The following is a 19,329-nucleotide window of genomic DNA, read 5'->3' as shown; positions in this document are numbered from 1 at the left end:
GGCCCTGCTAACCGCGCCGACGCTCGAACCCGAATGCGCGGATGAGATTGTACACGTGCGCTCGCGTCAGATCCAATGCATTCGCGACCGCGGTGATGTTCCACTCCAGCTCGTCCAGCGCCTCCCGCAGGAACCGTTCCTGAAACTGCCGCGTCGCTTCATGGAAGGTCGGTCGCCGCCCTTCAGGACCAGCGGTGGCGCCCTCCGCCGGGAACAGGTGCCGCCGCTCGACTTGCCGTGCCCCCTCCCCTGCGGCGCGGATGACGGCGGTCTCGATGGCGTGCTCGAGCTGCCTCAGGTTTCCTGGCCAATCGGCGCTCTCGGCTGCGTGGAGGGCGCCGGGCGACATGCGCAGCTCTGGGAGGCGGTGGGATTGACAGAACCGGGCGCAGAAACGGTGGCAGAGCTCGGGGACGTCGCCGCGTCGCTCGTCGAGCGCCGGAACGCGGATGGGCATGACCTGCAGCCGGTAGAGCAGGTCCTCGCGAAAGGCGTGCTTGTTCACGAGGACCCTGAGATCGGCGTTGGTCGCGGACACGATCCGCACGTTGGCCTTCACCGGCCGCGAGGCGCCCAGGGGGAAGTACTCCTTCGACTGCAGGAGCTGGAGCAGCTTCGCCTGGGCCGCGAGCGGGAGCTCTCCGATCTCGTCCAGAAAGAGCGTCCCGCGCTCCGCCGCGGCGACCTTGCCCTCGACGCGCCGGGTCGCTCCGGAATGAGCGCCCGGGAGCGACCCGAACAGCTCGCTCTCGATCAGCGTCTCCGGGAGCGCTGCGCAGTTGAGCTCCACGAATGGCTCGTTGGCGCGCGGCCCGCTGTCGTGAAGCACGCGGGCGAGCTGCGTCTTCCCCGTCCCTGAAGGGCCTGTCAAGAGCACGCCGACGTCGAGCGGCGCCACGAGCGAGACCTGCTGCAACACGTGCGCTATCGCCGCGCTCCGACCGACAAGCCCCTCACAGCGAAGGACCCGGCGATACGGGAGGGTGGGGTCGGCCTCCTCGTTCGCTCGCCGGCGGATGAGAAGCCGATCGGCGAGCGCCGCGAGGTGACGCGCGAAGAGCTCCGCGCGCCCGCGATCCTCGTCCGAGAAAGGCCCGGGAACAACGCGCTCCTGCAAGTAAAGCACCCCGAGGGACGGCACCCGGCCGATGGGCGCGCACAGCACGGCGTCGATCCGGTGCTTCTTGACGCTGCCGCGCTCGCGAAAGCGCGGATCGGCGAGCGCCGACGCGGTCGCGATCGTCTCTCCCGTCGCGAGGGCCTCGGCGATCACGCCCCTGGAGATGGCCGCGCGGATCGCCTCCACCTGCTCGCCGGAGCAATCGTGGGCCATCCAGAAGCGCGGCCCCGCGGCGCCCGGCGCCTCGCTCGACAGCTCGATGTAGCCGCGACGGGCGCCGGCGATCTCCACGATCAGCGCGAGGGCCTCCGAGAGGAGCGCGTCCAGCTCGTCGGTGTCGTCCAGATCCAGCAGCTTGCGATAGAAGTCGCGCTCTCGCTGGACGCGCGCGGGATCGGACGCCTCGGCGTCGCCGGACAGGTCAAGAGACACGGGTCCAGCATAAGCCACCGACGACGCCGGGGGAATCTCCCTCACCAGCGGGCCGCTACCGCGGTGGAAACCAGCGGGGGGTCGAGCGGCGGAGCGTCACGTCGGGCGCTCCGGGAGCCCGCAGGCGGCCGCGCACCGTCCAATGGGGTGGTCGGCTGTCCACCGCGCTTGACAGCGACGCGCAGGATTCCGCCTCCGCAGGCACACAGGGGTCCGCGCCGAGGGTGGCCCGCGCCTTGCTTTGACGCCTCAACGCTTCACCCCGTAGGTCTTTCGGGTCGTGGCCGCTGTAGCGGCCTCCTCCAGCGGGTCAGAGAGCCACTCGGCCGCTGATCGCGGCGACGCGCAGCGGCAAGGAACGAACCCATGAGCCGTCGAACCATCTTGTCGAGCCCGCGCGAGCTCGTCGTCGTGACCCGAACCGAGGCCCAGCTGTTCACGACCACGGCTGCCTTCGAGGCTGCGCCCGGCGTGGACACGGCGCCGCTCGCGGGGCTCCTCGCTCGCGAGGAGGCCAGCATCCGGCCGCTCTTCGGTGTCCCGCGCGCCGCATCAGCGCTCGCTCGGGCGGCCCCCGCGTCGACCCGAGCTCACGATCACGGCCTCGACCGCTTTCATCACGTCTACGCGCCAGATCATCGCCTCGACGGGCTCGCGCGGCAGCTGCGCGCGCTCCCCATCGTGGAGGCCGCGTACGTCCGCCCGGGCGCCGAGGTCGCGTTCTGGCCAGGCGGAGGAGACCCGCCCTCTCTCGAGGAACCGCCCGCCGTCACGCCGGACTTCAGCGATCACCAGGCCTACCTCGGCTCCGCGCCAGGAGGTATCGAGGCGCGGCACGCGTGGAGCCTCGCCGGAGGCCGGGGGCGCGAGATCCGGGTCATCGACATTCAGTTTGGCTGGCTGCTCCACCACGAGAGCTTGATCCACCAGCAAGGCGGGCTGGTCCTCGGCGTGAGCACGAGCGATGATGACCAGGTCCATCACGGCACCGCGGCCGCCGGTCTGCTCGGCGCCGGCGGCGACGAGAGCGGCGTGACCGGTATCTGCCCGGACGCGTTCCTCCGGATGGTCGCGCTGCCCACGGAGGGTCAAACGACTCCGCTCGACACGGGTCGGGCGATCGCGAGCCGGATTCATGACGCGTCGGCGAGGCTCAAGGGGGGCGACATCCTCGTGCTCGCGCTGCACTCGGCGGGACCACGCCACCCGGGCGATGGGCAGCAGCACGGCTACATCGCCCTCGAGTGGTGGCCGGACACGTTGGCTGCCATCCGGCACGCGGCATCCGCTGACATCATCGTGGTGGAGGCCGCGGGCAACGGCGGCGTGGACCTGGACCATCGAGATCACGACGTGCCAGCGACAGGGTTTCCGAGTGGCTGGCGCAACCCGTTCAACCCGGCCCATCACAGCTCAGGCGCCGTGCTCGTGGGCGCGGGCGCCCCGCCGCCGGGCACGCACGGAAGGGACTGGGGCCCCGACCGTTCGAGGCTCGCGTTCTCCAACTACGGCGGGCGCGTGGACGCCCAGGGATGGGGCTGCGAGGTCACGACGTGCGGGTACGGCGACATCCAGCGCGGTCACGATCCCCGTCGCTGGTACACCGATCGTTTCTCCGGAACATCGAGCGCCGCGCTGATGGTGGCCGGAGCGATCGCGAGTCTCCAGGGCGTCCTGCGGGCGAAGGGACGCCCGCCGCTCGGTCCCGAGGAGGTGCGGGCCCTCCTGCGGACGACGGGATCGCCGCAGCAGGACGGGCTGGTGTGGCCGAGCACGCAGCGCATCGGCAACCGGCCGAACCTGCGCGACATGCTGGATAGGCTCAGCTGAACGCACAGGCGGACACATAGGCTACGCATCGAGCTCTCCCTGGTTCACCACCCTCTCCCCCTCTCGGCGCTGCTGGGCGCTCGGCGAGCCGAGGCGCTCATGACCGCCGTCCGCCTGGAGGGACGTCGGATCACAGTCAAACATACCATGAGGCCACCAATGAATCGAGGTTCTTCTTTTGTCATCATGTCATCGCTGGCTCCCACAGGAGCGCTCATGGCATGCGTCCTCTGCAGCTGCAGCGACTACATGCCTCCGATAGCAAGCCACCTCGATGTGCTCGTGCTGAGCCCTGGCACCGTCTTGCTGTCTCCCCCCACCGAATCGCCAGATTCGGGGGGCGCGTCGGACGGTAGAAATCCAGCGTACACAACCGAGAAGGTCATCACCGTCCATCTGACCAGAACGAGCCAGGACGAGGTGCGCCTAGCTTCGTCGGAGGGAGTCCACGCCGATGTCTGCATCGGGAGCTGCAAGCACCCTGGCAGCGCGGAGAGCGTGAGCATTCCGTCTCTTGCCGCCCTCACGCAGTGGCTCAGGCTAGACGAGGTCCAGGGCGACCCCGCTTCGTGCCAGAAGCGATCCGACGCCGTGATGCATTGCATCTTCTCGCCCGACGGACTCGCGAATTTCAAGGCGGTCGCCCTGGCTCCCTATCTCGGAAGCGGCGGGATCCCGATCGTCGTCGCGCCGGAGGTTGGAGGGACCCCGCCGCCGCAGAACGCACGGGCAACCGTCTGGATCGGGACGCCGCTACCCGACAATGCCGTGATGGAGTTCGACACGGATTCCACGATCATCCCGGCGAAGCAAGCGATATTGGCCTGCGGGGCACAAGAGGAGCCGGTAGGCTGCCATGGCGACACACAGAGCCGGCACACCCCGATGGTCCTCAAGCTCGTGCGCCGGGAAGGGAACGACGGCGCCAGCGCTCGGAACGCGACGGTCCCCGGCGCGTTCGTCGACACGACGATCAAGATATTTCGCGACGTGGGCGACGACAAGGCAGCTCAGGGCGGCACCGCTCGGCTCTCCAAGGACGACCCTACCTGCGCACAGGCGAAGCCGTTCAACTCGATCGACATCACGATCGACGGCGCGACCGGCGTGAGTCCATCCTTCTTCGTCTGCGCCGACATCGCGTACGGGAAATACGGCATCTCCGCCACCGCCGTCGGGGGATACGCAGAATCTGTTCAGACGGCGACGGCCTCTGTCATCGCCGCCCCACAGCCTGCGCGCGTCGCGTCCGTGGAGGGCTTTGCAAGGTCGTCCGATGTTTCCGGGCAGTACGACGTGGATGTCGTCTTGTCGGTGACCGATTGCGCAGGCGAGCCCGTCGGCACGCTCGACGTCATCGCGGACGTATACGACGTAGGCGGCTCGGAGCAGACGGCCACGACGTCGGCCGGCGGCGAGGCGACGCTTCGCTTCACCGGGTTGCCGATCGACGTGGAGGCGGACATTCCCGGCTCCAGCATCATCTTCTTGAAGGTCAGGTTGCCTGGAACAGACTCGACCTGCGAGCACATCCTTCCGGTTCACCTTCAATTTCTGTGAGGGCTCCAATGAACAAGCAACTCCTGCGCTATGCGAGCGCGCTGATGGTCGTGACATCGTGTCCATGGTCGGCCCAAGCGCAGACGCCGCCCCCCGCCGCGCCGTCGGTGCCCGGTCCGCAGCCTGCGCCGCCGGCTCCTCCGGCGCGCTCGCCGCCTTTCGCTGGGTCCGATGGCTCGCCCGCTCCGCGCTCGGCGGCCTCTCAGCCGGAGCACGCGAAGCCCGCGACGACCACGGACACGAAGTTCCGTGATGTTCTCAGTCTCGCGCGTGAAGCTCGGTGCGCCACGGCGATCTGCTGGGGCGAAGACCGGAAATGGGCGATCGAGCCGCTGGTGGAGCTGCCGATCGGCAAGACGTTCGTGCTGCCTCGGATAGGCGGAGGAGCATCGACGCTGGGCGGATGGATCAACGCGCACGACGTCAGCCTCACGTTCAACGCCGGCCTTCGTTTCTGGGTTTTCTGGGACTGGGTCAGCGTATCGATTTACATGTCGCAACCGCTCCTCTCCGGCGAGAGGACCATCCATGTTCCAGGATCGAAATACGAGCACCCAGCGTCCAACATCCGGCGGCCGTATCCTGGGCTCGCGCTGGGATTGCTCGGTGACTCGCTCTGGCTGGGGCTTGACTATCAAGAGCTCCTCAACGGGGATGCGGCCGACCGCAGCGACAGGAACTACGCACGGAATCAACGGATCAGCAGCGCGTTGTCGCTCACGGTCGGGATCGCGGCGGCGACGAGCCTACGCAACGGCATCGGCACTTCGCTTGCCGCGAGAGCGGCGTCGGATCGCAAGAAGGCAGAGGCGGCAGAAACGAAGGCGGAAGAGGAGCGGAAGAAGGCGGAGAGCGCGCTGAAAGCCGCGCAGGAGCTGGCCAAGGTGACGAGGGCGACGCAGCAGCAGCGCGGCGATGGCGTGGCTGCACCGCCGGCCGCAGCTCCGATCGTGACGCCACCGGCGCCCTATCCTCCTATACCGGTGCCGCCAGCGGAGGAGCAATAGAGGCAACAGCGGGATCGCCCGGCCAGGATGCAGGCGCGCCCCCCGCTCACCTGGCTTCGTGATGCGCCGGCGTGGCAGCGCTGCGCGACGGCACGACGAGCGCGCTGGGCGTCTCGCCCGTCATGGCGCGAAAGTCGACGTTCAGGTGAGCCTGGTCGAAATAGCCAGCGCGCTTGGTGATCGCTCCCCAGGGCGCTCGCGGCGCTGCGCGCGATGCGGCAAGCGCGCGCTGGAGGCGCGCGACGCGTACGAACTGCTTCGGCGACATGCCGACCACCTGATCGAACGCGCGAAGCAGCTGGCGCTCGCTCACGCCGATTTCGCTCGCCAGCTCACCGACGCTCGGCAGGCGCGGCGAGCACGGCACGCACCGCGCGCCGGGCGCCCACCGCGGAGCCCGGCTCGTAGAGCGCCTCGCCCGAGAGCACCCGCGTGAACGTGACGAGCACGGCGCGCGCAGCCGTTGGTGCGTCGCTCGCCGGCTCGATCCCCGCGCATGCGTCGCGACGCCACAGCCCCTCGCGCGACACGACCTAGGCTGGAAGGCGTGGCCGGCCGCGTGCACGGCCGTGGCGTCCACCGCCATTTGACGGGATCTCTCGAGATCGTCGCCCTTCTCGACGTACGACGCCGGCAGGAACGCGGCGAGCGCCTCGCGCTCCTCCCTCAATCCTCGCAACCGCAGACGCCTCCGTGATGTGAGCAGCAACCACGGTAAGAGGAGCGACCGCAGAGGCAGCTCGGCGAGAGCGTGCCATCGCAGCACTGCACCCGGAGGCTCGCTTGTCGCCTCTCCTCGGCGGCCTCTTTCATCTGCTGCAGTCTCTCCTCTGCCGCCGCCTTGAGCTCCTGCCGCCGCCGTTCCTCTGCTTCGCGCCGCTGCCGGGTCTGCTCTACGCCCGCATCGACGTCCGGCCGCAGCCGCACGACCTGCGCGAGGAGCGCAGCGCCGCGTTCCGAGCGCTGCACGTCGGTCCCCCGGAACTCGTCCAGCGCGAGCTCCGCCTGGCTCAGCGCCGCCTAGCCATCCTCCCACCGTCGCTGCGTTGCCCTGGCGGAGGCGACCTGCACCTGACGTGCGATCGCCGGAGCGACCTCCTTGAACCGCGCAGCGGCCCTCTGCTCCCTCTCCGCCCGCCTCCGCTGCTCCTCGGCGCGCTCCCGCTCCTCCTCGGCGCGCTCCCGCTCCTTGCGGGCGGCTTCCTCCTCGGCGCGCCGCTCGATGGCCTCGCGCTCCCTCGCGTCGACATCCGCCTCCGTGCGCGCGGCCTCCTGCAGCGCCGCCCCCTCGACACAGGTGCGCCGCGCCTCCTGGAGATGCGACCGCGCCTGGTCGAAGCTCGCGGCCTCCAGCGCCTCACCCGCGCTGCGGCGTGCCTCCTGGCAGGCGACGAGCGCCTCCAGACGGGCGCGCTCGTCGGCGCTCTGCTTCGTGAGGAAGCCCGCGAGGCCCACGCCGAGCAGCCCGGCCACAGCAGGGTAGATCGCCCACGGCGCCCGGCGCGAGGCCCGCGCCGCGGCCGCGAGCGGCTGCGGAGCCCCCGCGGCGCCGGCGCCGATCGCGATCGCCAGGCCGGCGACGACGCCTGCCCCGAGCACGGCGAGCGCCACGGGTTCGGAGGCAGCGCCGATCATGTAGAGCAACAGCAGCGTGTAGACCTGGGTCCCGGCCCACCCGAGACCGACGCCGAGCCTTGCCCTGGCCTCACCGGTGTATCGCCCTTCCGAGCGGGCGATCTCGCGGAGCACGAGCCGGCCGAGCAGGATCGCTGGCACGCCGGCGAGAGGTCCAAGCACCAGCGCCGCGGCGCCCAGCAGCAAGAGTGTCTCGCTCGACGGATGGGGCCGAGGGAAGAGCCCCTCCAGGCTCGGCACCGGGTTCGGACCGGGCGGCGATGCGGAAGGCTCGGGCGGCGTGCTGGGCGGATCCTGCTCTGCCATCGTCACGCCTCCAGCGCCGCGAGCGCTTCGTCGAGCCATCGGATCTGCTGCGCCTGCAGGTCGTCCGGGATGTCGTCGGCGCGGAGGGCCTCGAGCGCGGCGAGCAGGTGGCGGCGTTTTGCTGCCGCGGTCCTGAGCCCGTCCACCTTCTCCAGGACGGCATCGACCTCGATCCGCGAGGCCTCCAGCAGGAGCTGCTCGCGCAGATCCTGGAGCGTGAGCCGGTCGAGGCCGGCCCGCACGGCGCTCCTCCGTCCGGCGGGTCCCCTCGCCGCCTCGAGCTTCGCGAGCGCCTGATCCAGCGTTGCCTGCTCCTGCGCCAGCAGCGCCCGCTGGCGGCGCGCCTCCTCCTCGACGCGGATCGCCTGCTGACGCGCCTGTTCCTGGACGCGGAGCGCCTCCCGGCGCGCCGCTGCGTCCTGGTAGTCGCCGAGCGACTCGTACTCCGCAGCGGCCTGCGTCGTCGACCCGGCGTCCGCCAGGGTGGCCGCGAGCGTGTAGCGGAGCGCGCGCGCGGTCTCGTCATCCATGGCGAGCCCCATCGCGCGGCGGAGCTCTGTCGCCGCAATGCCATGATGGCCCCCGGCGCGGAGCTTCTCCGCGTGAGCCACCGCGTTCTTCAGGGCCTCTCGACGCTGCGCCTCCTCCTGGATTCTCCTCTGCGCCTCCTGGATCCTCCGCGCCTCCTCGATTCTTCGCGCCTCCTCCTCGCGTCGCCGCTCCTCCGCCTCGATTCTCCGCGCCTCCTCGATTCTCCGCGCCTCTTCCTCGCGTCGCCGCTCCTCCTTGATCTCTGCCCGCAGCGCCTGGAGGCGCTCGGCCGCGTCCTCATGGCCGCCCTGAGCGATCAGCGCCTTGTATTCCCGTACAGCGGCGGAGCGCGACTCGTGGTCTTCCAGCAAACGTGCCAGCTTGTACCTCAGGCTGCGCGACAGCTCGGAGGGAACGCTCGGTGCATCCGCAGCTTGCGCCAGCGCCGTCGTTGCCCGGTCGACCTCGCCCAGCGCGACGTGCGCATCCGCCAGCGCGCACACGCCCATCGGATAGGCGGGATCGGAGATGGAGAGCTTGAGGGCATCCAGCGCCTTGCCCGGAGCCCCGGCGAGCACATGCATCTGGGCTATCGCGACCTCGACGTTGCTGAAGACCCCGCCCTCCGGGCGGAACGACAGCGGCGCAGGCAACCCGGGGAAGGCCAGCACCATGCCCGACGAGAGCTGGCCAATGCTACGGGCTCGCGTCGCGGCTCGTTCCAGGGCAGCGAGCGCATCCTGGTATCGTGCCCGGCTCGCAGCGTCGGCTGCGACGAGCAGCCACACGTCGGCGTCCGAGCTTCCGCGGTGCTCGAGCGCGCCGAGCAGCTCGGCGGCCCTCGGATCCGACGCGTGGCGGGCCGCCACCGTGTCGAGGAACAGCACCTCCAGGCGCTCGCGCAAGATCCGCCGTACCACCCGGTAGATCGCGTAGCCGGCGCCCCCGACGCCGAGGAAGATCCAGACGGCGGGGATCATCAGCACCATGACGAGCGCGTACAGGAGCAGCGCAACAACGCCGGTCAGGGCGGCGAGCACCGCGAGCGGGTGTCCGCCCCCCGATCCCGCCAACCCGCGCCGGGCGAGGCGCTCGCGGTAAACGACATAGCCTGTGCCGACGAGCGCCAGCGCGATCCAGGGATACGGTGTTGCGAGCACCGCGCCGATCGCGGCCAGGATCGCCCTGAGCACGTACAAGCCAAATGCGATCGCGATCAGGATCAGGATCGCGATCGCACCGGCCGATCCGCCACGCCGCCCGCCTCCCCGTGGAAGACGTGGAAGACGCGCGCGAGGGAAGAATCGAGGGCTACGGCGTCCCATTCGCAACGGTCAGGTTCGGTGGGGGCGCCCCTGCTTGTCAACGCGCCCTTGCAAGATGGTGGGACAGCATCTCCCCTGATCCCATGCGGGCGGTGCGTGCCCGCCATCTCGCGATACCGGCGCGTACCTGAGAACAGAAGGAGAGTGGTCCTCCCCCGCCCCGCTCACGCCGTCGGGCAGCCAGCTCCTGCGCCTCTCGGCTCCTCAAACGGAGGCTGCGTGGGCCCGGATCCCCCCTTCACGCCACCGCCGCCGCGAACGACGCGAACAGGTCCCCCGGCAGCGCGTGGTGCAGCCGCCACGTGATCGCCATCGGCAGCTCGCCCTCGTGCCGCACGTAGCTCGCCGGGCCCAGGAACCAGAACGCCCGCTCATCGCTGCGCAGCCGCGCGAACAGCATCACCGCCGTGCCGAGCGCCTCGTGCTGCCGGTAGCGCCGACCCGTCTCGCTCTCGGCGCGGGTGGTCGACTGGCTCTCCCAGTGGATGAGCTGCCGGCTGATGGCGTGGTCCCGGTAGCGCGTCGTCGGCGAGAACTGCCCGCTCGTCTTGTCGAGCGTGAACGCGAGCAGGTCGGCCCTGGCGTCCTTCGCCCAGTACACCCCTGTCTGCCATGGCGCGACCTTCGCGCTGCCCCCGACCCCGAACGCCGCCAGGATCTCGATGCGCGAGTAGCGCGCGTGCACCTCGAGCGGCACGTCCGGGTGGGTGGTGAGCGCCCGGTGAACATGGTCGACGCGCCCGGCGAGCACGCCCATCAGCTCGACGATCTCCGCGCGCACCTGGGGGTGCGCCCAGATCAGCGCGCAGGCCTGCGCCAGCGTGGCCGTCTTGCCGACCGCGCGATCCGCCACGGTGGCGACGAGCATGCGCAAGAGCCGTCGCTCGCGCGCGCTCATCGCCCCCGGGTCCGGACACGCCTCGGACGCGAGCAGCTGGCGATACGCCTCGATCCGCGCGAAGTCGTCGACGTGCAGCAGCCGCCCGCACGCGCGCCGCAGCGCCTCCTCGTGCGGGCCTGCGCCCAGCAACGGAAGTCCCGCCGCACCACGGAGGTCTGACCACGACCGCTGGCCGGCAACCAGGTCCTCCAGCTCGAGCCCGGTCTCCTCGAGGAACCGCACGAGGCTCACGTCGCTACCGCGGCCGATCCGCCGCAGCTCGTCGACCTTGGCCGTCCACCCCGACGGCACGGCTTGCCGGATGTTCTCGAGCACCAGCTCCGACGCCTTCTGATCGAGCTCCATGTGGCAGCCCGCAGGCAGAAACGGGAATCCGCTCTCGATCTGCTGCATCACCTCCTTTCTGCTCCCGCCGAGCAGGGCTCCGAAGCGGCGATCGAACCGGAACTCGCGGCGATGGTGCCCGACGAAGTCGAGCACCGTGCACACGGTCTTGCCGGCGCTGCGCCTCAGACCGCGCCCGAGCTGCTGCAAGAAGAGCGTCGCGCTGTCGGTCGGGCGCAGGAGAATCAACGTATCGACCGCGGGGACATCGAGCCCTTCATTGAACAGGTCCACCGAGAAGACGACGTTCACCTCCCGCGCCCCCAGCTTCGCCAGGGCCGCGCGCCGCTCCTCACCGGGGCTATCCCCCCACACGGCCGTCGCCGCGACACCCGCCTCGCGGAAGACGCGTGCCATGAACCGCGCGTGCTCGATGCTCACGCAGAACCCGAGCGCCCGCATCTTCCGCGGGTCATCGACGTGCGCGGCGAGCTGGGCCACCACCTGCCGGGCCCAGATGTCGTTGGCCGTGAGCAGCCTGGAGAGCCCCTCGACGTCGTAGCCGCGCCCGCGACGCCACGGCACCTCGCGCAGGTCCAGCCCGTCGTGGATGCCGTGATAGATGAAGGGCACCAGCCGATGCTGGTCGATCGCGTCCCAGAGCCGCAGCTCCGCGGCGATCCGGTCGTCGAACCAGCCGAGCAGCGGAAGCCCATCGCTCCGCTCGGGCGTGGCCGTGAGCCCGAGGAGCTCGACGGGCCGCACGTGCTCCAGCAAGGCGCGGTACGACGGCGCGGCCGCGTGGTGGAACTCGTCGACGATCACCACGTCGAAATGGCGCGGGTCGAGATCATCGAGCCCTGCCGCGGCGAGGCTCTGGATCGACGCAAACACATGCTCGAAGCGCCGCGGGCGACGGCCGCCGACCCACAGCTCACCGAAGGCGTGATCCCGCAGGCCCTGGCGGAAGGTCGCCAGGCTCTGCTCCAGGATCTCCTCGCGGTGGGCCACGAAGAGCAGGCGCGCGCGGGGCAGCGCCTCGCGCAACCGGGCGTAGTCGATGGCCGCCATGACAGTCTTGCCGGTGCCGGTCGCCGACACGAGCAGGTTGCGGTGGTGCCCCCGCTCGCGGGAGAGCGCGATCTGCTCGAGCAGGCGCTCCTGGAACGGCTCTGCGCGGAGCTCGACCGGGCTGAGCATCACAGCGCGCGCCCCGCTCGACGCATCATCGACGCGCGCGAGGAACTCCTCGCGTTCGTACGGCACGAAGTCGCCGCTGTTCCAGTAGCTCTCGAAGACGGCGGCGACCTTGGCGACGACATCCGGGTTGCGCGCGCCGGACACGCGGACGTTCCACTCGAGTCCGCTGGTCTGCGCGGAGTGCGTCAGGTTGGAGGAGCCGATATAGGCCGTCGAGAAGCCCGACGCGCGATGGAACAGCCAGGCCTTCGCGTGCAGGCGCGTCGTGCCCGTGTCGTACGAGACGCGCACGTCGGCGCCGATCTTTCGGAGCGCGTCGAGCGCCCGCGCTTCGGTCGAACCCGTGTACGTGGTCGTCAGCACGCGCAGCTCCCGGCCCGCCTGGCGGTGCGCGCGGACGGCATCGAGGAGCGGGGCAATGCCGCTCCAGCGGACGAACGCCATGACCACGTCGATGCGGTCCGCCGATCGAACCTCCGTCAGGAGCTGATGACCCACCCTGGGCTCGCCGGGCGCGTTGGTGAGGAGCGTGGTGTCGAGGAGCGGGATGAGCGGCTCGTCGATCGTCTCCGGCCTGCCGTCCGGATGCCGCCCCACGATCGCCCGGAGCACCGTCCCCGGCTCGACGGGCGCATCCGGCTGGACCTCTGCGCCGGCGATCACCTCGTCGATCTGCGCGACCAGCCTCCGCGCCAGCCCCACGCCAACGCTCACGCGCTCCTTGTCCGGTACGCCCGCGATCGCGCGCTGCACGATGCGACCCAGGTGCAGCGCGATGCGGTCGGCGGCCTCGGCGACCCGGAGCTCGCCGGTGCGGGCCTCCAGGCCGCCATCGATCTCCCGCAGGCCCGGCGCCAGCGCCTCCGTCACCAGGATCTCGTAAAGACCGCGCCGGCTCGCCTTCATCGCCCGCGAGTCTACGGCCCCCTGGCCATGGGGTGATCCGTCGTTCGCGCGCCCCTCACGCGTCGTCCCGGAAGAGCTCGCGGAAGAAGCGGTCCCTGTGCAGCAGGAAGTCGCGCGTGAGCGCGAAGTGCTCGGTCTCCTCGTACGCCACCGGCGCGATGCCGTCCTCCGAGAGCCGGTAGATGGTCGCCGCTGGATAGGCGAGCACGATGGGTGAGTGCGTGGCGATGATGAACTGCGATCGACCGCGCTCGATGAGCTCGTGCATGCGCGCGAGCAGCGTGAGCTGCCTGGCCGGCGACAGCGCCGCCTCCGGCTCGTCGAGGATGAAGAGGCTGTCCGGCTTGAACCGGTTCTTCACGAGGGCCAGGAACGACTCGCCGTGCGACTGCTCGTGCAGCGACGTGCCGCCGTAGCCCGCGGTCACTTCAAGCTCATCCACCTGGGTGGCGACGTTGAAGAAGCTCTCGGCGCGCAGGAAGAAGCCGTTCTTCTCGCGGCGCGCCCCGCGCACGAGCCGCATCGCCGTGTGAAGCTCCGACTCGGAGCGCCGGGTCGAGAAGTTGAAGCCCTTCGAGCCGCCCTCCGCGTTGAAGCCGGCCAGCAGCGCGAGCGCCTCGATGAGGGTCGACTTTCCGGAGCCGTTCTCGCCGACGAGGAAGGTCACCTTCGGGTGCAGCGCGAGCTCGTCGATGGCGCGCACGGCGGGGATGCTGAACGGATACCTGGAGAAGTCGGCGACCCGCTCGCGCAGGAGCTGGACGGAGCGGATGAAGCCGTGCTGGAGGAGGGCGCGCGTCATGGGGGTCGAAGCCGTGGGGGGCGAGCGTTCGCGGGTCCTCAGGGCGATAGCACGTCGTACGCAGGATGGAACGCCTGCACCTCGGCTCGCCAGGCGTGGGCGCTCCACGTGAGCGCAGTGGCCCGTGCGGGCGCGCCAGCTCGCGCGCCGGTCGGAAGGCTGCCTGGACCGCAAGGAGACGCACCTTCATGCGACAATCATCATGATGAAGATCAATTCTGCGCCGCTCGCGGCATCCATCCTGACGCCGATGAACGGCCTTACCATGGGTTGCGGGGCTGACTGTGAGAGCACCTGCAAGAAGGCACATGAATCAGGCTGCGGAACCATGTGGACGAGGCGAGAGGAGCTCGACCCCGTTCATCCACCCAGGACCTGGGATTGCGCGAGCCTGTGCGAGGACATGGAGGCCAAGAGCCAGGCAGCCGAGTGCACGAGCGAGCTCGACGACTACATGGGCTGCCTGAACGACCAGCGCGGCGTTTGCGAAGCCGACCCGTGCGGCTCCGAGGCCATTCGTCACGCCACGTGCGTACTGAGCTACTGCCTGGAGAACCGGGAGGGCCCATGCTCACCGTGAGCGAGGCCCGCCTTTAGCCCACAAGCCATCGAGTTCACTTCATCACTCACCGGGAGCCATGAGCTCCAGTTCGCGCCGGAAGGCGTCGACGAGCTCTCGAGACCAAAGGCGGCGACGTGACTTCGGTGGATGCAGCGGTTCTCGTTTCGAGCCCTGCAGCCCTGCGTCGGCGGACATGGACGCCACGAGGAGCTCGCGGAATGTAAGTGCCGGGCAGGGCGAGCCCGCTGAAGTGAAGCACCTGGGAGCGACATGACACGCTGGAGGATGGCGATGTACGTTGCTGGGTGACCGCCTCACAGGTCATCCCCTTGCGGAACGCCAGCCCACCCCACGCGACCATCTGGTATGATCCTCTGTTGCGCTCTGACGCGTTCCCATGGGAGACGGCTGCACCCTCCCCCAGTTCCTGACGAGGTCCCATCATGTCTATGGCCGGTCGTTGCCATCGTGGTCTGGTCGCCTTTCTGTCCCTCGCCGCGCTCACGGTCGCCGGGTGCGGCTCTGGCCCTGAGCCCGCGCCCTTCGCGGAGGATGCGCTCGGCGAGGCGACGCTCGAGGCGAAAGCGGTGTCGCTGGCGGACCGCCACCCGAAGAAGCTGTGCCGCCGTCACGTCGGTTTCCACGCGGAGTGGTCGTCCGTCGCGCCGCTGCCCCGGGCGCGAGAGCGGCACATCGCCCTGCTCATGCCGGATGGCCAGGTGATGGTCGCCGGCGGCAGCGGCGCCTACCCTTACCCGACGGCGGTCGACTTCTACGATCCTGCCACGGACACGTGGACGACCGGCGGCGCGCTGCCTTACCCGATGTCCCCCGTGGGTGCCGCGCTCCTGCAGGACGGCAGGGTGCTCTTCAGCCCCGGCGGGCTGGTCTATGATCCGAGCACGGGCACGACGACGAGCGTCCCCCTCACGCCGGGCGAGGCGGCTCGAGGGTGGGAGTTCGCCCAGACGTCGCTGACACCGCTACCGAACGGGCTGGTGCTGCGCACGGGCGGCAGCGACGACGAGCGCGTCCTCAAGGAGGCCGTGCTCTACGATGCCGGGACGAACACCTGGTCCAGCGCAGGAACGATGTCGGTGACCCGCCACCTGCACACGGCGACGCTGCTCCAGGATGGGCGCGTGCTCGTCGTCGGCGGGTACACGTTGAACAGCGACGAGCGGCCCGCAGGTCGCACCAGCGTGGAGATCTACGATCCGGCCACGGGTGCCTGGACGGCGGCGGCGCCGACGAACCTGCCTCGCATGCAGCACACGGCCACGCTGTTGCCGAGCGGGCGCGTGCTGGTGGTCGGCGGCGGCGGCCAGATCTACGGCGGTACCGAGGAGGAGGTCGTGGTCCTCGTCGATGCCGGCGAGACCGCCGAGATCTACGATCCCGCGAGCGACACGTGGACGCTGACTCCGCCGCTGAACTTCCGCCATACCTGGGCGTCCGCCGTGGCGCCCATGTCTCACGGCCGCGTGATGGCCATCGGCGGCCAGGGCGCCGAGATCTACAAGGAGTCCAACGACACCTGGACCGTGATCGACGACCCGATCCGGAGGGGCTTTCACACCGCGACGACCCTGCAAGACGGCTCGGTCCTGATCACGGGCGGGTATGATGCGACGTACTTCTCCAATCCGCCGACCCTCACGAGCGTGGAGCGCTACGGGGGCTGCAAGACGAAGCCTTGACGCGTCCACGCCGCCGCACGCTGCGGAGGCGATCGACAAAGGGGCGGCTCACGCTCGTCTCAGCGCGCCGGAGTGGCAGCGTTGCGCGGCCGAGCGATCGGCGCACTGTCACTTGTATTCCGCGGAGCCGCCGATCTGACCGGATTTCCTTGCGTGCGGCTATTTCGACCGCCACCTCGCCGCCGCCGGCATCTCGCGTCCGGTCCGCTGGCACGACCTCCGCCACAGTTGCGCCAGCTCGCTCGTCGCCGGCTGGTGGGGCCGTCGCTGGACGCTCGAGGAGGTCCGCGAGCACCTCGGCCACACGTCGATCGCCTCGACGCACCGCTACGCGCACCTGAGCGAGACGGCCATCAAGGGCGCCGTCCGCCAGACGCCCGGGTGGGCAGCGCCGCTGCCCACCTCCGCCTCGATTCCACCTGAGGTTTCGCGTCTAACCCCTCGGAATCATTCAGTGGGTCGACAGGGACTCGAACCCTGGACCTACGGATTAAAAGAGCCTGGGGGTGCTGAACGAAATCGCGGGGTTAAGGGGCAAAGTGGGCAGGAAGGTGGGCAGACGGGAGGTGGGGGTGGAGACGGGGGGCGGGAGCTGGCGGTGGCGGCGCTGAGAGCGGTGGCGGCGGGGGAGGCGGTGGGGGTGGATATGCTGGTGCGACTGGCGGAGCAGGTGGCTGCGGGAGGAGGCGGGGCGGCGCGGACGGCGGCGACGCCCTCCCCTGCCCTGTCACCGCGGGCGGTGCTGGTCGCGCAGCTCGGGGAAGGGCTGGGTGCTGCGGCGGCGGCGGGGGACGTTGAAGCCGTGCGCATTGCGCACGAGGCGATCGGACGGCTACTGAGCTCGCCGTCGCAGGGCGCCACGGCCAGCGTCCAAGCGCCTGTGGTCGACCTCACGGCCGAGCGTGGGAAGCGCGGAAGGTAGCGAGCTGTGCGGCTCGAGGGTACACCGTGCATTCCAAACAGTTGATGGGAGCGCGGTGCAACAGCTCGCTGTTTAGCGATATGGAACAGCGCAACCGGCCAGCTCCACACGCCCTCCCATCAGCCTGACGCTCCCGCCACCGGGATCCGATGTGTTTCCAAAAACCCGCGTGTCGCCCCCGGCTCGAAGAGCCGCTCGACCACCATCCGCTTCGCCAGCCTGTCTGGCAAGCACGGCTGAAATTTGCTCAGCCCTTCGCCCTCTTCGCGATTCGCCTCGTCCTCCGCGATCGCCGTCCAGTCCATTCCGCCGAGTTCACGCAAGCGCTCCCGCAATGCATGGGCGTTGCCCGACCCCTTGTGCTTCAGGGACCAGTTGCCAGCCGTCCACTCGCCCGCCCCGACTCGTTCGAGCCCCGCCCGGAGCAGCCTGTTGACTGCCCCGCCGGCGAAAGTATGCCAACGAATCGTCGCACCGTCGTCCTCGAGCGGTGCTTCTCCCTCCTCGACGAGCCCCCCATAAGACTCGCGGAAAGCGCATAGCTCCAGGGCCGCAGCCTCCGACAGCCACGCATACCGCTCGTCGCTTGCCAGCGTGCGCTTGATCTCCGCGCACAGCGTTCCTGGTAGCATGGCGGGCGTACCGAGCCAGACCGGCACGCGGCCCGCCTTCGCGGGGACGACCCGGCAAACCGCTCTGGACCACTCGATCTGGGCAATCTGCCACGACCGCCCCGCGAGCCGGAAGCATGCTCCCTCCTGCCGCGTGAGCGCGGCGCGCACGAAGCTGGCCTGCACCAAGCCCACGTCTTGCTCGCCCGACATCACCCGCAGGACGTCAGGGGAATCGAATACGGCGTAGAGCTCGAAGAAGTTCTTGCGACCGTAGCGCCGCTCCCCCTCTGCTCCCAGCGAGAGGAGCCCGTCGGCCTCATGCAAGATGCCCCTCGCCAGCATCGTGTCCACGACCTCGCACACGTCTTGTTCGCCGAGGGCCGAAAACGGTGTCGCGCCGGCCAGCCATTCTCCGAGCCGGTGCCGCGACACCCCCCGCTCCTGCAGCGAGAGCGCCATGATCTGGTGGGCCAGCAAATGTGCAGCGGCGCGTGGCGGGTGCACTTCCTCGACCCACCCGCGCTCGAGAAGCTGGAGGAGCGCCACCGCCTGCACGAGCGACTCCGGGGTCTGACAGAGGAACGTGCAGTTCGACCTCGTCCCCGCCCGCCGGCCCGTACGTCCCATGCGCTGGAGCAAACTTGCCACGGTGGCCGGCGCGTCGATCTGTACAACCCTGTCCAGGTCGCCCACGTCGATCCCGAGCTCCATCGTCGACGTGCATACGATCGCGGTATTTGTTCCCTCGGCGAATCGCGCCTCGGCCAACTCGCGATCCGCACGGCTCACGGCGCTGTGGTGGACGAACACGTCCACGCCGCGTCCGACCATCGCGGCGGCCACCCGCTCGGCCTGGCTGCGGCTCTCGACGAACACAAGGCTCTTCTTTCCCTGCCCTATCCGCGCAGCTTCACGGGCCGCGGCATCGCCGTCCGGGACCCGATCGACCCGTAGATCGCGCACGGGAGGGCCGCGGGGCGGATCGACGCGCCGGTAGGGCCTCTGACTTGATCCCTGGAGCCATCGACCGATCTCGTCCGGATTGCCCACGGTGGCGGACAGTCCAATCCGCTGCACATCCCGCCCGCAGAACCGTGAAAGACGCTCGAGCACGCTCACGAGGTGCCCACCCCGGTCGTCTCCCGCGAATGCATGCACCTCGTCCACGATCACCACGGACAGGCTCGCAAAGAGCGCCCGCGCATCCGCCTTCTGGCTGATCAGCATCACCTCGAGCGACTCTGGCGTGATCAGCAGGACATGCTTCGGCTCCCGGATGAAGCGCGCCTTTTTGCTGTCGCTCACGTCGCCGTGCCACTTGAAGGCGTCGAGGCCGACCATGCGGGCATAATGTTCGACCCGGGCCTCTTGATTATTGAGCAGCGCACGTATCGGGCACACGTAGAGCGCGGCGACGGGGCCGAGCCCCTCTGACAGGATGCGCGAGAGCAGCGGGAACAGGCTCGCCTCCGTCTTTCCCCCGGCGGTCGGTGCGAGAACCACTGCATTGCATCCGTCGAGCACGGCGTCGATGCACTGCTCCTGCACCGGTCGAAGCGCCTTCCAGCCGAGTTCGTGCACGATGGCGTGCCGCAAGTTCGGATGAAGCCGGAAGAAGCTGCTCTCGCCCTGCGACACGTCCCTGCCCCCCT

Annotated in this window: 12 protein-coding genes and 1 pseudogene; 6 read left to right on the top strand and 7 right to left on the bottom strand. The window is 69.7% G+C overall.

Going from position 1 to position 19,329, the window contains the following annotated elements; genetic code table 11:
• Positions 1-7: 7 nt before the first annotated feature.
• On the bottom strand, positions 8-1,552 hold the full coding sequence (locus tag WME76_RS12375) for a sigma 54-interacting transcriptional regulator (RefSeq protein ID WP_437960340.1): 1,545 nt from the start codon (positions 1,550-1,552) through the stop codon (positions 8-10).
• Between the two features lie 366 nt (positions 1,553-1,918).
• On the opposite strand from WME76_RS12375, the gene WME76_RS12370 reads away from it, so the two are divergent.
• From WME76_RS12370 to WME76_RS12360, 3 genes are all read left to right on the top strand, one after another.
• A complete protein-coding gene (locus WME76_RS12370) occupies positions 1,919-3,382 on the top strand; it encodes a S8 family serine peptidase (RefSeq protein WP_437960339.1) in 1,464 nt (487 codons plus the stop codon).
• Between the two features lie 216 nt (positions 3,383-3,598).
• Positions 3,599-4,942: a hypothetical protein gene (locus WME76_RS12365; RefSeq protein ID WP_437960338.1), complete on the top strand. Its 1,344-nt coding sequence runs from the start codon at positions 3,599-3,601 to the stop codon at positions 4,940-4,942.
• Between the two features lie 8 nt (positions 4,943-4,950).
• Positions 4,951-5,949 carry a hypothetical protein gene (locus tag WME76_RS12360; protein ID WP_437960337.1) on the top strand — a complete coding sequence of 333 codons (999 nt, stop codon included), beginning with the start codon at positions 4,951-4,953 and terminating at the stop codon, positions 5,947-5,949.
• A 46-nt stretch (positions 5,950-5,995) separates the two neighbouring features.
• Here WME76_RS12360 and WME76_RS12355 read toward each other — a convergent pair whose 3' ends face one another.
• The 5 genes from WME76_RS12355 to WME76_RS12335 all read right to left on the bottom strand — a co-directional run bounded on the left by WME76_RS12355 (position 5,996) and on the right by WME76_RS12335 (position 13,879).
• Complete coding sequence (locus WME76_RS12355; protein ID WP_437960336.1) at positions 5,996-6,316, bottom strand: helix-turn-helix domain-containing protein; 321 nt, start codon at positions 6,314-6,316, stop codon at positions 5,996-5,998.
• A 653-nt stretch (positions 6,317-6,969) separates the two neighbouring features.
• Positions 6,970-7,890 carry a hypothetical protein gene (locus WME76_RS12350; RefSeq protein ID WP_437960335.1) on the bottom strand — a complete coding sequence of 307 codons (921 nt, stop codon included), beginning with the start codon at positions 7,888-7,890 and terminating at the stop codon, positions 6,970-6,972.
• A gap of 2 nt (positions 7,891-7,892) precedes the next feature.
• Entirely contained in the window at positions 7,893-9,620 is a 1,728-nt protein-coding gene (locus WME76_RS12345; RefSeq protein ID WP_437960334.1) for a hypothetical protein, read from the bottom strand.
• Positions 9,621-9,984: 364 nt separating this feature from the next.
• The gene (locus WME76_RS12340; RefSeq protein ID WP_437960333.1) at positions 9,985-13,077 is read right to left on the bottom strand and encodes a DUF3427 domain-containing protein; all 3,093 of its coding nucleotides are present in this window, start codon (positions 13,075-13,077) and stop codon (positions 9,985-9,987) included.
• 55 nt (positions 13,078-13,132) lie between these two features.
• Positions 13,133-13,879: an AAA family ATPase gene (locus WME76_RS12335; RefSeq protein ID WP_437960332.1), complete on the bottom strand. Its 747-nt coding sequence runs from the start codon at positions 13,877-13,879 to the stop codon at positions 13,133-13,135.
• Positions 13,880-14,207: 328 nt separating this feature from the next.
• Between WME76_RS12335 and WME76_RS12330 the strand changes: the two genes are divergently transcribed.
• From WME76_RS12330 to WME76_RS12320, 3 genes and pseudogenes are all read left to right on the top strand, one after another.
• Positions 14,208-14,459, top strand: a complete 252-nt coding sequence (locus WME76_RS12330; RefSeq protein WP_437960331.1) for a hypothetical protein — start codon at positions 14,208-14,210, stop codon at positions 14,457-14,459.
• 425 nt (positions 14,460-14,884) lie between these two features.
• Positions 14,885-16,141 carry a Kelch repeat-containing protein gene (locus tag WME76_RS12325; protein ID WP_437960330.1) on the top strand — a complete coding sequence of 419 codons (1,257 nt, stop codon included), beginning with the start codon at positions 14,885-14,887 and terminating at the stop codon, positions 16,139-16,141.
• A 172-nt stretch (positions 16,142-16,313) separates the two neighbouring features.
• Positions 16,314-17,063, top strand: a pseudogene (locus tag WME76_RS12320) (tyrosine-type recombinase/integrase); the annotation flags it as partial.
• 119 nt (positions 17,064-17,182) lie between these two features.
• Here WME76_RS12320 and WME76_RS12315 read toward each other — a convergent pair.
• On the bottom strand, positions 17,183-19,315 hold the full coding sequence (locus tag WME76_RS12315; protein WP_437960329.1) for a DEAD/DEAH box helicase: 2,133 nt from the start codon (positions 19,313-19,315) through the stop codon (positions 17,183-17,185).
• Between the last annotated feature and the right edge of the window lie 14 nt (positions 19,316-19,329).

Origin of the sequence: Sorangium sp. So ce119 (assembly GCF_051524405.1) — a bacterium.
Classification (GTDB): Bacteria; Myxococcota_A; Polyangia; order Polyangiales; family Polyangiaceae; genus Sorangium; species Sorangium cellulosum_G.
Note: the sequence above shows the minus strand (reverse complement) of the source record. Positions and strands in the feature narration are given on the sequence as shown.